This is a genomic window from Photobacterium piscicola (assembly GCF_900166965.1).
Classification (GTDB): Bacteria; Pseudomonadota; Gammaproteobacteria; order Enterobacterales; family Vibrionaceae; genus Photobacterium; species Photobacterium piscicola.
The window spans coordinates 14,275-28,174 of record NZ_FUZI01000004.1 but is presented as its reverse complement, the minus strand read 5'-3'; the positions used below and the strand labels follow the sequence as shown (position 1 = coordinate 28,174).

General features: G+C 36.7%; 13 protein-coding genes and 4 tRNA genes. 13 read left to right on the top strand and 4 right to left on the bottom strand.

Going from position 1 to position 13,900, the window contains the following annotated elements; genetic code table 11:
• Window positions 1–98: 98 nt before the first annotated feature.
• The 4 genes from CZ809_RS11610 to CZ809_RS11595 all read left to right on the top strand — a co-directional run bounded on the left by CZ809_RS11610 (window position 99) and on the right by CZ809_RS11595 (window position 714).
• Window positions 99–172: transfer RNA gene (locus CZ809_RS11610), tRNA-Cys, on the top strand.
• Window positions 173–183: 11 nt separating this feature from the next.
• A tRNA-Gly gene (locus CZ809_RS11605) sits at window positions 184–259 on the top strand.
• A 173-nt stretch (window positions 260–432) separates the two neighbouring features.
• Window positions 433–519, top strand: a tRNA-Leu gene (locus tag CZ809_RS11600).
• Between the two features lie 108 nt (window positions 520–627).
• Window positions 628–714: transfer RNA gene (locus CZ809_RS11595), tRNA-Leu, on the top strand.
• A 55-nt stretch (window positions 715–769) separates the two neighbouring features.
• On the opposite strand, the gene CZ809_RS11590 is transcribed toward CZ809_RS11595, so the two are convergent.
• Window positions 770–949 carry a DUF3012 domain-containing protein gene (locus CZ809_RS11590; RefSeq protein WP_080157803.1) on the bottom strand — a complete coding sequence of 60 codons (180 nt, stop codon included), beginning with the start codon at window positions 947–949 and terminating at the stop codon, window positions 770–772.
• 156 nt (window positions 950–1,105) lie between these two features.
• Here CZ809_RS11590 and CZ809_RS11585 point away from each other — a divergent pair, with 156 nt between their 5' ends.
• Genes CZ809_RS11585 through CZ809_RS11565 form a run of 5 tightly spaced genes read left to right on the top strand, consistent with a single transcriptional unit; the run spans window position 1,106 to window position 4,371 of the window.
• Entirely contained in the window at window positions 1,106–1,849 is a 744-nt protein-coding gene (locus CZ809_RS11585) for a 5-oxoprolinase subunit PxpA (RefSeq protein WP_080157802.1), read from the top strand.
• Between the two features lie 26 nt (window positions 1,850–1,875).
• A complete protein-coding gene (locus tag CZ809_RS11580) occupies window positions 1,876–2,571 on the top strand; it encodes a 5-oxoprolinase subunit B family protein (protein WP_080157801.1) in 696 nt (231 codons plus the stop codon).
• Complete coding sequence (locus CZ809_RS11575; RefSeq protein WP_080157800.1) at window positions 2,553–3,491, top strand: 5-oxoprolinase subunit C family protein; 939 nt, start codon at window positions 2,553–2,555, stop codon at window positions 3,489–3,491. Before CZ809_RS11580 ends, CZ809_RS11575 begins: the two co-directional genes overlap by 19 nt.
• Before the next feature lie 36 nt (window positions 3,492–3,527).
• Window positions 3,528–4,103, top strand: coding sequence for a gamma-glutamylcyclotransferase family protein (locus CZ809_RS11570; protein WP_080157799.1), 576 nt, complete (start codon window positions 3,528–3,530; stop codon window positions 4,101–4,103).
• Window positions 4,104–4,119: 16 nt separating this feature from the next.
• Window positions 4,120–4,371, top strand: coding sequence for a hypothetical protein (locus CZ809_RS11565; protein ID WP_080157798.1), 252 nt, complete (start codon window positions 4,120–4,122; stop codon window positions 4,369–4,371).
• Window positions 4,372–4,423: 52 nt separating this feature from the next.
• Here the strand turns inward: CZ809_RS11565 and CZ809_RS11560 are convergent, their stop codons facing one another.
• Complete coding sequence (locus CZ809_RS11560; protein WP_080157797.1) at window positions 4,424–5,254, bottom strand: DUF3108 domain-containing protein; 831 nt, start codon at window positions 5,252–5,254, stop codon at window positions 4,424–4,426.
• Between the two features lie 375 nt (window positions 5,255–5,629).
• Here CZ809_RS11560 and CZ809_RS11555 point away from each other — a divergent pair, with 375 nt between their 5' ends.
• Entirely contained in the window at window positions 5,630–5,848 is a 219-nt protein-coding gene (locus CZ809_RS11555) for a hypothetical protein (RefSeq protein WP_080157796.1), read from the top strand.
• Between the two features lie 151 nt (window positions 5,849–5,999).
• Window positions 6,000–6,473, top strand: a complete 474-nt coding sequence (locus CZ809_RS11550) for a DUF2947 domain-containing protein (RefSeq protein WP_080157795.1) — start codon at window positions 6,000–6,002, stop codon at window positions 6,471–6,473.
• Between the two features lie 52 nt (window positions 6,474–6,525).
• Here CZ809_RS11550 and CZ809_RS11545 read toward each other — a convergent pair whose 3' ends face one another.
• Together CZ809_RS11545 and CZ809_RS11540 are read right to left on the bottom strand one after the other, a co-directional pair.
• Window positions 6,526–7,830 carry a sensor domain-containing diguanylate cyclase gene (locus tag CZ809_RS11545; protein ID WP_080157794.1) on the bottom strand — a complete coding sequence of 435 codons (1,305 nt, stop codon included), beginning with the start codon at window positions 7,828–7,830 and terminating at the stop codon, window positions 6,526–6,528.
• 181 nt (window positions 7,831–8,011) lie between these two features.
• On the bottom strand, window positions 8,012–8,851 hold the full coding sequence (locus CZ809_RS11540) for a pirin family protein (RefSeq protein ID WP_080157793.1): 840 nt from the start codon (window positions 8,849–8,851) through the stop codon (window positions 8,012–8,014).
• Window positions 8,852–9,133: 282 nt separating this feature from the next.
• Here CZ809_RS11540 and CZ809_RS11535 point away from each other — a divergent pair, with 282 nt between their 5' ends.
• Both CZ809_RS11535 and ydiJ read left to right on the top strand, forming a co-directional pair.
• Window positions 9,134–10,582 (top strand): NAD-dependent succinate-semialdehyde dehydrogenase, encoded by a 1,449-nt coding sequence (locus CZ809_RS11535; protein ID WP_080157792.1) that lies wholly within the window; start codon window positions 9,134–9,136, stop codon window positions 10,580–10,582.
• Window positions 10,583–10,823: 241 nt separating this feature from the next.
• Window positions 10,824–13,883 carry a D-2-hydroxyglutarate dehydrogenase YdiJ gene (gene ydiJ, locus CZ809_RS11530; protein ID WP_080157791.1) on the top strand — a complete coding sequence of 1,020 codons (3,060 nt, stop codon included), beginning with the start codon at window positions 10,824–10,826 and terminating at the stop codon, window positions 13,881–13,883.
• The last annotated feature ends 17 nt before the right edge of the window (window positions 13,884–13,900 follow it).

Here is a 13,900-nt window from a genome sequence, read left to right as displayed (position 1 = left end):
CGATCGTAAAATCAAAAAATGCAGTTGACTCATCTACAGTAATCCGTAGAATGCACCCCATACCGCGAAACAACAACGTTTCATCGGTTAGGAAATATGGCGCGTTGGCAGAGTGGCTATGCAGCGGATTGCAAATCCGTGTACCTCGGTTCGACTCCGGGACGCGCCTCCATACTTCCTCTTGCGACACTAGCTCAGCTGGTAGAGCGCAACCTTGCCAAGGTTGAGGTCACGAGTTCGAACCTCGTGTGTCGCTCCAATTTTAAGAATATTGACATTGTCAGTGTTCAGCAATACAAGAGGTGACTCAACAAGGTTGAGGTCACGCCTGATTTTACAAGATCAGGAACCTCATGTATCGCTAAAAATTAAAAAATATGGCTTAAGAGCGATATTTATAGATGGTGTCTTACCCATCGCATTAAATTGCGTGCCCTGGTGGTGGAATTGGTAGACACAAGGGATTTAAAATCCCTCGGCGTTCGCGCTGTGCCGGTTCAAGTCCGGCCCGGGGCACCATCTTTTTATTTGCTTATTTGCAAATGAAATAGTAACAACAGAATTAAAAGATATGGCTAAGATAGCGGTATCTATAGATGGTGTCTTACCCATCGCATTGAATTGCGTGCCCTGGTGGTGGAATTGGTAGACACAAGGGATTTAAAATCCCTCGGCGTTCGCGCTGTGCCGGTTCAAGTCCGGCCCGGGGCACCATCTTTTAAAAAAGCTCATCATTTGATGAGCTTTTTTTTCGCCTATTATATTTGCCTTAATTCTTATCATCATCTGAACGAAGAATACAGTTTTGGGTGAATTGTACGGCTTCATTCGCACTCCATTCTCCTTTCGCTTTTTCTTTTAGCTGGTTACACCATTTTTCACTACCTATAGTGGGTGAGCATGCTGATAATAAAAATACCATACTGATTAAAACTAACATTGTTTTCATTGGTAGCCCTTCTTCATGTGAATTTTTATCTTTTTATTATTTGATCATGGTTATAGCGTAGATAATTTAAATCATTATTCGTGTTATTTAATACTACACTCAGTAGGGAATAACGACATTATATTTACAGCTATAGTGTTGGCGCTAGGAGGGCGAATGAAATTAAATTGTGATATGGGAGAAAGTTTTGGTGCATGGAAAAAGGGCAATGATAGTGATGTAATGGCTATGATTTCAATGGCAAATATTGCTTGTGGGTTTCATGCATCCGATCCTGATACGATGGCTGAAACTATCCACTTAGCTAACTTATATGATGTTATGTTAGGTGCTCATCCTAGCTATGATGATAAGTTAGGTTTTGGTCGACGCCATATTGTTCACTCTTTAACCTCAATTGCTAATTTGGTTGCATACCAGATTGGTGCGCTAGACAGTTTATGTCAATTACATCATTCTTGTTTATATTACGTGAAACCTCATGGTGCGCTTTATCACGATATGATGAAGGATGACCAGATCTTTACTGTTATTGTAGAGACATTAAGTCAACTCAATTGTAATCGTCTTCATCCATTGGCTTTGGTGGTACTTTCTCGAAAAGATAATCACCGTTATAAAATGATAGCTAAACGTTATAACGTGACATTAATCTATGAAGCTTTTGCTGATCGAACATATTTGGCATCGGGTATGCTCATGCCACGAGATCAACCACAGGCAGTATTAAGTTCGGTGGCAGAGGTTCAACAACAGATGCAACAATTACTGCAAGGGAAAGTACAAACACATACTGGAGAATGGTTAATATTAGATGTTGATACTGTGTGTGTACATGGCGATAATCCGCAAGCAATGAGGCTCATTAAGAAATTAGCAGCACTCATAAAAATCAATTGATTATCATTAATATAATGGGGAAACATATGGAAATTACCCCGATTTCAGAAGGGACGCTAATGGTTGAATTTAGCGCCGTTATTGCACCAGAAATCACTCAATGTATTGCTGATTTTATTGTCTATATTCAGCAGCAATATGCTCCTTATATTATTGAGATTATTCCGTCATATACCAAGGTGTTGTTGCAATATAAATTGGGTACCTGTGATTTTGAACAATTACAACAAACTATTTTGATATGGTCTCAAGATTATGAGTATCAACAGCGATCTTCTATTGCAACGGTTCACCATTTATCGGTGTATTATGATATTGAAGTTGGTCCTGATTTACCTGTATTAGCGGCATTAAAACATTTGTCGATAGAGGCTGTCATTGAAGTACATAGTCGCCAAATTTATGATGTTGGGGCGATAGGATTTACGCCGGGCTTTGCTTTTTTATCTCTTGTTGAACCTAAGATCGCTATTTCTCGTCATGCTACACCGCGGCAATGTATTCCTGCTGGTAGTGTGGGGATAGCTGATCAACAAACCGCTATTTATCCACAATGCAGTCCTGGTGGGTGGCAAATTATTGGTAATTGCCCACAGTCGGTATTTGAAGCCGACACTTATCCACAATCTTGTTTTAAGATCGGCGATAAAGTGAAATTTGATCCAATTGAGCGCTCGCAATTTTTGGATCTTGGAGGTGTAATATGCTCGGCTTGGTCGTAATAAATTCAGGCATATTATCCTTAATACAAGATCTTGGTCGTTATGGTGTTGCTCAACAAGGTATTACTCAAGGTGGAGCAATGGATTTGCATGCATTTTGTTGGGCAAATCATTTATTAGCTAATGATAGTAATGCCGCCCAATTAGAATTGACGGTTGGTTTAGCTTGTTTTGAAGCGTTAGAAGATTGCCAGTGTGCATTAACCGGAGCGGATATGGCAGCAACGATTGATGGCCAGCCTATTTCGCCATGGCAAAGTTTTTTACTTCATAAAGGGCAAAGATTACAATTTGGTGTGGCTAAATATGGGTTACGCACTTATCTTGCTATTCGTGGCGGTTTTAAAGTTCCGGTAGTACTTGGCAGTGTATCAACGGTTATGCGAGAGCATTTAGGAGGATTACAATTTGGTCAATCTGTGGCTAAAGACGATATTCTTGAGGCTTATGCTGCACCATTATTACCGACATATTCAACGGTACCTTGTCTCTATATTCCAGATTACAGTACAGAGGTTGTATTGCATGTTATTGAAGGTTATCAAGCTGAATGCTTTTCACTCTCGCAAAAAAATATTTTTTATCAACAGCAATATCAAGTAACACCGGCATCTGATCGTATGGGCTGTCATTTGCAAGGGACAAAAATTGAGGGTGTAATCTCAGGAGTGATTTCACAGCCTATTGCTATTGGCGCGATTCAAATTCCAGCGAATGGATTACCCATTATATTGTTAAATGATCGTCAAACATTAGGGGGATACCCTATTTTAGGATGTATTGCGCGAATGGATTTATGCCGTCTTGCTCAAGTAAAGCCTAATGATGGGATTCAATTTAGAGTTATGGATGATAAATCGTTAATGTGGTATCAACAGCAGTGGATGGATTTTAGTGATTTTTTTTCGTTACCGTTTTAGCTCTTAATCAATAACGTCATTATAATATGGAGTGTTATGTATATTTTTGGTTATGGTAGTTTAATTAATACCTTTTCACGACAACGAACGGGAAACACCGGTGCTGCAATACCAGTGTTAGTTGAAGGATTACAGCGATATTGGGGTAAGATAGAAGGGAGTTACCCTATTTCGCCATTAGTCGTTGTTCAAGAACAAGGCCAATGTAACGGTGTGTTAGTTGAAATTGATGCTGTGGCATTAGTTGAGTTTGATAAACGTGAGCATGGTTATCAACGAGTAGAGATTGCATGGCAAGATATTACATTTATCGACGATCAATCACTCAAAAGAGAAGGTACTGTTTGGGTGTATACAAATAATAATTTTTGTACCCCCTGTCCTAAAAAACCGATTATTCAAACTTATGTTGATACAGTGCTTGCTGGGTGTTTAATGATTTCACCACAGTTTGCTGAGTTATTTATATCAACGACAAAGGGGTGGCAACATGCTTATGAAAATGATCGCCACCAACCTAAATATGGTAATCTAGCACATGTTTTTAAACAGGACAGGCTAATTATTGATCAATTGGTGAAGTTTGCAATAATACGTTCTCATCAATCGTAATAAGAATATAAATATAATGGCAAAACCCAATAAAAAAGGGCCGGTTAAAACGGTTGATGTAATATGTGGCCGTTGTAAAACGTTATTATTTAAATATCGCAAAGGTGGAAAGGGCGCATTAGTAAAATGTTTTAAAGAGAGAATAAGTAAAGATTTTACTCTGCAAGCCTGTGTTTGTCCTGAATGTCAGATGGTATTTGGCCGTGAAACATTGGTTCGTGGCACACCAGCCTATAAAATTATTGGCAGTAAAGCGGTAGCAAAATAACGGCAATAAACAGCTAGTGATTACATAACTGTTTAATACCGTAATAGTCGTGTTATTTTATTAGAACAGGGTTAGGACAGATTATTTTTTTACTGACTAATACTGCTTTTAGATCGAGTAATTTACGTTTGTAAGTTGCTCGTACGAGTTGATAGTCAATTGAAGGTGCAAACCACAATGAGAGTTTACGATCTTTTTTCTTTATTTGATCAACTCTAATTGCTTTTATATCACCAAAATTAGTTGCGATTGTTTCTTCTCCGATAACCTTAAAGTAGTAATGGCTAGTGTCGTCACTATTTTGCAGTATAAAGTCAAAACTCTTCTTACCTTGCATAATATCTAATCGCATCTGCGCACCAATCGTATCGCCATCAAGAATTGGTAATAAATTTTCACTAAATTGATGTGATTTACCATCTTCAATCACGGTAGATTTTGCACCGTTATCAGTAAAAGTAGCAGAAACGTTGCCTGTCATTAATCCTTTTATATTACGTTCAAAAGAATCTGTCACAAAACTATGACGTGGTGGTGACCAATGCAGCTTTGAATGTTGGTTTAATTTTGCTGTAGTGATTAATACATTAACAGTACTCTTTGTATAAATATCTGCTTGAGTACCATTCCATACCAAATTACGTTGATAATTGCCGATATCATGCCCTTCAAAAAAAACCTTATAGTTCAATGTCTTGTTGCATTGGTTGTTTTTTCTCGGTAATGATTGCTCTAAATTACTCTCTATATTTGTTGGAGTATTATTTTTTTGAATTGGCACACTGCTAATAGTAGAAGAGGGTGCCAATGTGTCTGCGTTAGCATTAATAGTGATACTGAGTAAGCCCACTAAAGAAAAAGTCATAATAGGTAATAAACGCACGAATACTCCTAGAATAATTACAAATAACCGTGTTACTTGATGTTAATTATAGCTGTTTAATAGTCTAACAGATGTGTCATAAAATTAACGTAGCTAATTGTGATGTAATAATGAGATTAGCGTATGAATAATTAAGAATTAAGAAAAAAATATTTATTTAAAAGTTCATGAGAATCATATGGTTAAATTAATTATCAGGTGAGGGCCTTTTTAAAAATAATGTGATTAATATTAAGGTATTGTTTTTTAAGTAATTAAAGTTAACTTTTCTGCGCTAGTGATATGACGATTTGATATTGGTTATTTGACGTAATCCTTGGAGAAGCCTATTTTTATTTGGTTGTTATTTGTGTATTTTACTTAGAGGAGTTAAAGATGAAAAAGATGAACTCGTCATATCGATTACAGATTATTAAGGAAATTGCCCAAAAAAGGCAAATGCAGTCCACCGATGATCCGATGGCGAGGCATATATCTGAACTTCTTGAATGTCATCATGATGGCCCTATAAAAGCATCGCCGACTTTTTCAGATAATCATTATGATGATCATATCGGTGGTTGGGTCAGTGATTTATGGGGACAGAATAAGTAAATAAACACATTTCTAATACCATAAATGGGTGCAATTTTTTGTTGTACCTTTTTATATCAGAAAGAATAGATATAAAAATTATGGGTGAGATACTGGAACAAATATCATCACTGATGTACATTGCGTCGTCTTTATTTTTTTAGGCTGACAAATGAATTATACCGAATTTGATAGTTACGCGCGTAAATGGATTTTCACTCATGCTTCAATGCCTGTGGCTGAAGCTGATTTAGTACAAATAAAACCATTTACTCAAGCTCGTTCGGCGCAATTGTGGTGTGAACACGTGAGTAGTCAGAGTCCTGATGCAGATCATTTTGAAAAAGGTGATTGGGCCTTTGATAAAAAAATTTGGTCGGATGCAATAGACTGGCAGCAAGCTTGGGACAGTGATGAACCTGAGTTACCAGCAGAGCTGTTGGCTGATATAAAGTGGGAAGATAACACAACCATTTTTTTCTGTTATGAAAAATACAATATTATCGAAACTAAATGGGGTGTATTTAAACGCAACTGGAAGAATTTTTTGTTTTTTGATGACGGTCCTTTATTACTTGGACGCAAACAAAAACAAGCCATTTGGTTCCAATCAAATGGTACTTTTCAATTAGCGACACGCCCATAAATTGATATTCATTTTAAATGCCGTATCTGTTCTGGCAGATACGGCATTTTCATCAAAACGAATTACATTCTACAAGGCATCCCTTGCCGGCCATTTTGGCTTGATACATCGCAATATCTGCTTGGAATAAAATATCATCAATAGTCTGTTGCATATTTGGATGCACATAATAACATCCGATACTTGCGTTAATGGCTAAATGATGTTGATTTATAATTATCGGTTGTTGAAGTATTTTTAGTATACGTTTGCATGTTTTGATGACATCGGTATGTTTTGTGGCGGGATTAATTATTGCGATAAACTCATCACCAGAAAGACGCGCAACCATATCACTTTTTTTTACAGCATTACGTAATTTATTGGCTGTGATTTTTAACACTTTATCACCTATTTGGTGGCCATAATTATCATTAATGATTTTAAAACTATCTAAATCAATAAAAAGGACAGCGAATATATGATGGGTAGTAAGTTGATTTTTTAGTTCATCATTTAAACGATTAGTCAGTGCTATTCTATTGGGTAGCTCTGTTAATGGGTCATGGTGATTGATATATACTAATCGATCAATTTCTTTTATGGTTGTAAGGTCAGTTGCGATAATTGAATATTGTATATGATTGTTTTTAATGTCAATTAATTTATTTACCTTTACATATAAAGGAATGTTCTTTTTGCTTACCATGTGTTGAATATTAAATTCACCCTGCCATTGATGTGAGTTATTAAGCCCATGAGAAAGGGATGCTTTAATTTTTTCATATGCTGGAGTATGAATGAAATTAATCAAAGGTTGGTGAATGATATTTTCATAATTAAGACCAATAAGGCGGCAGAAGATAGGGTTAACACGAGTAATGATACCATTGCTATCAAGAAAGATAATTACATCTTGGCTGTTATTAAATATACTTGATGTTAATTGTTGCTGATGTATATCTGTTTGTTTTTCTTTGGTCAGAGTTGAGATCTCTAAATCTATATTAGTATCTTTCTCGGTAGCGTTACGAATCATTACTTGATAACATTTAAAAATATCACTCTCATGAATATTTTCATTGTTATATATACTGTATTGGTTATTGGTTGTGTTTTTTAATTGATGTAATGGTTTAATAAACCATTTGTTAATACGGTTTAAAATATAGAAAAAAACAAAAAAAAGAGTACAGATTAGTAAGATATTTAATTTTACATGATGGTTGTGAATGACATTCAAAGTATCTTTATCAAAGAAGCCAATCTTAATAAGTGCTTGAAAAATAATGTAAATTGAAGCAAGGAACAAGAGCAACTGTAATGCTATTTTTATATATATTGAGTAATTTGAAGAAAACCTTTTGAAGGTTAGCATAAAAAATACCTTGTGACATTAATTATGATGGCGCAATTACAACACTAGCCATGTTATTTATTACGCATTAATGCATTATTTTTAGTATAGGAATAGTTTTAAATAATATCATGGTATGAGCGCAATCATGCATATTAAACTTATAAGTATTTTTTATTGATATATATATAATCATAGTTAACTATTCATTTTTATTTTTAATAGTTTCCATTAAATTTTTAATTGTTACCTCACTTTTACTCATATTATTCTCACAAGAGTGAACGGAATGTTGATTTGTTATTAATGGCTGTTTTAATGGAACGGCACAAGCAATGAAAAAACGTGAACTATGATCTGTTGTGGTTATTATTATTGGTGCTGATGATGATTCGAAAAATCCCATTTGAAACGGCATTAATTTATTATTAGCACTATAAGAAATACCAGATTTTAAGTAAATAAAGCAGGAGTGATAATCTTGGGGCGGGGTAAAGCACCATGTACTGTAAGATGTCATAATAATATCGAGCAATATTAACTCACAATGACTTTTAATTGGGCTGGTGTGTTGCTGGTAATCACCAACCAATACTTTTGTTGTTGAATGATTATCTTCTACTAAGGGAAGGTGGTGTTTCTTAAATAGTTGGCTTTTTGGTTGGCACATTTCATTATTATTTGCTGCTGGTAATGCCATCCATAACTGGAATGATTCTGTTGTTGATTGCTGAGGTAATGTGGTTGATTTATGAATAATACCTTGACCGCTCGTCATCATATGGATATCACCACTTTTCACGATATGATGCTGTTGTGTTGAATCATGATGTAAAATAGTGCCAGTGAGGGGGTAGCTAATAGCTTCTATTCCTGAGTGGCCATGAAAACTCAAACCATGGTTCGTGGGGGATTTTGACGTGAAATGTTCCCATAAAACGAATGGATTTGTGGTAGGAAAATGTTGTTCATGGATGAAAGAAGTAGTAATGCCTTTTTTAATGCCATGACGAATATGAGTAAGTTGTCTACTTTTCTGCATAAGATATTTATGTCCACTTTAAAATAAAAGTAAAGCTATCGTTCATTCTTAATATCTATGTTATTTAAAGCGTAGTCGCGATAATAATTATTTGCAGATGAATAGCCTAATTTTTGCGATTTTATTTCTATCGATAACATGTTACTGAATAGCTTCCTAAGCTGTTATATTGGTAAGGTTGTAATATAATAATGTAATCAGTCAGTTATTTATTTCAATGTACAGTTTAACGGGGGTTCTTCTGGCTATTCGTGCATTGAAAAAATAAAGCAAGGTATCGTAATGACATTATCTTTAGGTGGTTTGTTTAAGCAACAAGCGTTTATTAACGGCGAATGGGTAAACGCATATTCAGGAAAACACACGGTTATCACTAATCCTGCTACCGGTGAGGTTATTGGAAATGTTCCTTTAATGGGAGTTGAAGAAACACGTGTAGCAATAGATTGTGCTGATAATGCATATCGACGTTGGTCAAAAACAACGGCTAAATATAAAGCGACCGTATTACGTCAATGGTATGAGCTTATTATCAATCATTCTATTGAATTAGCGACTATTTTGACCTTAGAGCAAGGTAAACCACTGAATGAAGCTAAAGGTGAAATAGCCTATGCGGCAAGCTTTGTTGAATGGTATGCCGAAGAAGCTAAGCGGATGAATGGTGAAATAATTCCAAGCCATAAAGCTGACGCAAGAATTTTGGTTTCACGCCAACCTGTTGGGGTTGTGGCTGCTATTACCCCATGGAATTTCCCCGCGGCAATGATCACGCGTAAATGTGGCCCTGCATTTGCCGCAGGTTGTGCCGTGGTATTGAAACCTGCACCTGATACTCCCTTTACAGCATTGGCATTTGCAGCATTAGCGCAAGAAGCCGGTATTCCTGATGGCTTATTCAGTGTTGTAACGGGGGATGCGGTTAAAATTGGTGCAGAGCTTACGGGTAATAAGAAGGTTAAGAAGATTTCCTTCACTGGCTCTACAGCGATTGGTAAATTGTTGATGGCGCAAGCTGCGGCAAGTGTGAAAAAAGTGTCATTAGAATTAGGCGGTAATGCACCCTTTATTATTTTTGATGATGCTGATATTGATCGCGCCATTGAAGGTGTGATGATTGCTAAATTTCGTAACGCAGGCCAAACGTGTGTCTGTGCTAATCGTATTTATGTACATCATAGTATTTACGATCAATTTATTGATCGGCTACGTCAACAAGTCGCTTTATTAAAGGTCGGTAATGGACTTGATGATGGTGTGACTATTGGTCCATTGATTAATCGAGCGGCGGTTGAAAAAGTTGAACGTCATATTCATGATGCGATGTTAAAAGGTGCTCATTTAGTGCTAGGTAGTCAACAAGCATCAAGTGATTGCTTTATTACGCCGACGATTATTCGTGATGTTCGAGATGACATGTTAGTTGCGACGGAAGAAACTTTCGGACCATTAGCGGCTATTTTTAGCTTTGACGACGATCAAGATGTGATTGAGCGTGCTAATAATACTGATTCAGGTTTGGCAGCTTACATTTATACACAATCACTATCGCGCGCATTTAACGTTAGTGAAGCATTAGAATATGGCATGGTTGGTGTGAATGAAGGCCTTATTTCTACAGAATTAGCTCCTTTTGGTGGCGTTAAAGAGTCTGGGTTAGGACGTGAAGGCGCACACCAAGGGCTAGAAGAATACACTGAAATGAAATATACGTTGATGGGCGGCATTTAGGGATCTTTGTACATTAAGTCCTATTAAAATAAAGCTCTATTATTAGGGCTTTATTTTATTAACTCGTAGTATAAGTAATATACACGTTATAAATTGTTTTGTTTAGTTTCTAGGTAGAGTAAAGTGCAACTATATACATTTAACGTATTGTTAAAGTTACTAATAATGAAGAGTAAATCCAGTGCTATTGGATATGGCAACGCATGAATGCGTAATCACTGGAAAAGGGAGAGTAAAAAATATGTTACCTGCATTAACCTATCAAAGTAGTATTGATAATAGCGTACTATCGTATTTAACCGCATTATTCGATGCTGGTTTTCAAGGTGATATTGAACAAAGTTATGCTAGCCGGTTAGCGGTTGCAACTGATAATAGTGTCTACCAGAAGTTACCTCAAGCTGTGGTATTACCTCGTAATATTGATGATCTTATTCTTATTGGGAAGGTTGGTTGTCATGATGATTATCAGAGTGTTACATTTTCTCCTCGCGGTGGCGGCACGGGTACAAATGGACAATCACTAACATCAGGAATTGTGGTTGATCTTTCCCGTTATTTAAATCAAATATTAGAGATTAATATTACGGAAGGTTGGGTACGTGTTCAAAGTGGTGTCATTAAAGATCAACTTAATGATGCTTTACGACCACATGGCTATTTCTTCTCTCCCGATCTTTCAACCAGTAATCGTGCCACTATTGGAGGCATGATTAATACTGATGCTTCTGGTCAAGGCTCATTGAAATATGGCAAAACGTCTGATCATGTCTTGGCATTGACCGCGGTATTAGTTGATGGCTCTGTACTCAATACTGAGCCATTGAATGATGAACAAATACAAGCATTGGACAATTCTGCATTGGTTGATCATGCGATTCAGACAACAGCTCAAATTTGTCGAAATAAACGCCAACAAGTAGTTGATAAGTTTCCACAACTTAATCGGTTTCTTACCGGCTATGATTTGAAAAATGTTTATGATGACCAACTTCAAAAATTTGATATTGCACGGTTATTATGTGGCGCTGAAGGATCTTTAGCTTTTATAGCAGAAGCAAAATTAAATATTACACCGATTCCAAAGTCTCGTACTTTAGTGAATATTAAATATGATAGTTTTGATTCGGCATTACGTAATGCTCCTATGATGGTAGATGCTCTTGCATTGTCTGTTGAAACCATTGATTCCAAAGTTTTGAATTTAGCGAAACAAGATATTGTTTGGAATACTGTTGAAAGTTTATTAACCGATGTTGAAGGAAAAACCATGTTAGGTATTAACATGGTGGAATATGCAAGCAATGACATTGTTGAGAACCAGCAACACGTTGCGGCATTGTGTCAGCGACTTGACCAACTAATAGCAAATCAACAAGCAGGTGTTATTGGTTATCAAGTTTGTGATGATTTAGCCAGTATTCAAAAAATGTATACCATGCGAAAAAAAGCCGTGGGTCTATTAGGTGCTGCAAAAGGCACTAAAAAGCCGATAGCATTTGCTGAGGATACTTGTGTACCGCCTGAAAACTTAGCCGATTTTATTGCTGAGTTTAGACAGTTATTGGATGAGAAAGGGCTTAATTACGGCATGTTTGGTCATGTTGATGCAGGCGTCTTACATGTCCGTCCTGCATTGGATATGTGCGATCCTCAACAAGAATTGTTAATGAAAGAAGTATCAGATCAGGTGGTTACATTGGTCGCTAAATATGGTGGTCTAATGTGGGGTGAACACGGTAAAGGATTCCGTTCTGAATATGGTCCTGCTTTTTTTGGTGAAGAATTATTTACCGAGCTACGTCGAATTAAAGCGGCGTTTGATCCCCATAATCGTATGAACCCAGGTAAAATTTGTACACCACTTGGTAACGACAGTGAATTAGTAAAAGTTGATAGTGTGAAACGGGGTTTTTATGATCGTCAAATAGCGGTCACAACACGAGATAGTTTTAAACAAGCTATGGAATGTAACGGTAATGGTTTGTGTTTTAACTATGACACCAGTTCACCAATGTGTCCTTCAATGAAGATTTCAGCTGATCGTCGCCATTCACCTAAAGGACGAGCGGGGTTAGTACGTGAATGGCTAAGGCAATTAGCTGAGCAGGGAATCAATGCTGATGAACTAGAACAACAGTTATTAACCACATCTCCAACAATCAAACAGATTATTGATCGTTTAAAAAATACCTATGGTTCTAATCGTCATCGCTATGATTTTTCTCATGAAGTCATGGAAGCGATGAATGGTTGTTTAGCGTGTAAAGCGTGTGCTAGTCAATGTCCGATTAAAGTTGATGTACCAAGCTTTCGCTCACGATTTATGAATATATATTACAGCCGTTATCAACGTCCGGTAAAAGATTATTTAGTGGCATATGTTGAAAATATTTTACCACTAATGGCGAAAGCACCAGTCATCGTAAACAGTGTGATCAGGCCACAATGGTCGAAAAAGTTAACCTTAAAGACTATTGGTTATGTTGATATGCCTTTATTGTCAGTGCCAACTTTAGCTGAAAGTTTAAGTGGTCATCATGTGTTATGTTTTGACATGTTATGGTTACAAGCTTTATCAGATCATGAGCGAGAAAATTACGTTTTGGTAGTTCAAGATCCTTTTACTAGCTTTTATGATGCGCAAGTTGTACGTGATTTCATCCATTTAATTGAAAAGTTGGGTAAAAAGCCGATTTTATTGCCATTTAAACCCAATGGAAAAGCACAACACGTAAAAGGGTTTTTAAAAGCGTTTGCAAAAACGGCGACATCAACGGCTGATTTTTTAAATCAATTAACGGTATTAAATATACCTATGGTAGGTGTCGATCCTGCTTTAGTGCTGTGTTATCGCGATGAATACACTGAAGTGCTACAGCAAGGCCGAGGTAAATTTACAGTTTTAACCGCACATGAATGGTTATTGCCATTATTACAACAAGTATCTCAAAGGCCAGCATTAAATGATAAGCCCTGGTACCTATTTGCCCATTGTACGGAAAAAACTAAACTACCTAATGCGGAAAAGCAGTGGGGGGCTATTTTTACCCATTTGGGTGGTGTCATGGAATCGGTGCCAGTGGGATGCTGTGGAATGGCGGGTACATTCGGTCATGAAAGCGATAAATTAGAAGCGTCAAAGAGCGTGTTTAATTTAAGTTGGAAAGAGAAGATTGATCAGTATGATCCCACTCGCTGTATGGCGACTGGTTATTCATGCCGTAGTCAAGTTAAGCGACTAGAACATATTCAATTTAAACATCCAGTACAAGTGTTGTTACAGTTGGTTGATCTCTAAATGTGAAGTTGATGAGC

What these genes read in the sequence shown, in the direction of transcription:
- CZ809_RS11590 (WP_080157803.1), bottom strand. Translation starts at nt 949, where the DNA reads ATGAAAACAATGTTAGTTTTAATCAGTATGGTATTTTTATTATCAGCA.
- CZ809_RS11585 (WP_080157802.1), top strand. Translation starts at nt 1,106, where the DNA reads ATGAAATTAAATTGTGATATGGGAGAAAGTTTTGGTGCATGGAAAAAG.
- CZ809_RS11580 (WP_080157801.1), top strand. Translation starts at nt 1,876, where the DNA reads ATGGAAATTACCCCGATTTCAGAAGGGACGCTAATGGTTGAATTTAGC.
- CZ809_RS11575 (WP_080157800.1), top strand. Translation starts at nt 2,553, where the DNA reads ATGCTCGGCTTGGTCGTAATAAATTCAGGCATATTATCCTTAATACAA.
- CZ809_RS11570 (WP_080157799.1), top strand. Translation starts at nt 3,528, where the DNA reads ATGTATATTTTTGGTTATGGTAGTTTAATTAATACCTTTTCACGACAA.
- CZ809_RS11565 (WP_080157798.1), top strand. Translation starts at nt 4,120, where the DNA reads ATGGCAAAACCCAATAAAAAAGGGCCGGTTAAAACGGTTGATGTAATA.
- CZ809_RS11555 (WP_080157796.1), top strand. Translation starts at nt 5,630, where the DNA reads ATGAAAAAGATGAACTCGTCATATCGATTACAGATTATTAAGGAAATT.
- CZ809_RS11550 (WP_080157795.1), top strand. Translation starts at nt 6,000, where the DNA reads ATGAATTATACCGAATTTGATAGTTACGCGCGTAAATGGATTTTCACT.
- CZ809_RS11545 (WP_080157794.1), bottom strand. Translation starts at nt 7,830, where the DNA reads ATGCTAACCTTCAAAAGGTTTTCTTCAAATTACTCAATATATATAAAA.
- CZ809_RS11540 (WP_080157793.1), bottom strand. Translation starts at nt 8,851, where the DNA reads ATGCAGAAAAGTAGACAACTTACTCATATTCGTCATGGCATTAAAAAA.
- CZ809_RS11535 (WP_080157792.1), top strand. Translation starts at nt 9,134, where the DNA reads ATGACATTATCTTTAGGTGGTTTGTTTAAGCAACAAGCGTTTATTAAC.
- ydiJ (WP_080157791.1), top strand. Translation starts at nt 10,824, where the DNA reads ATGTTACCTGCATTAACCTATCAAAGTAGTATTGATAATAGCGTACTA.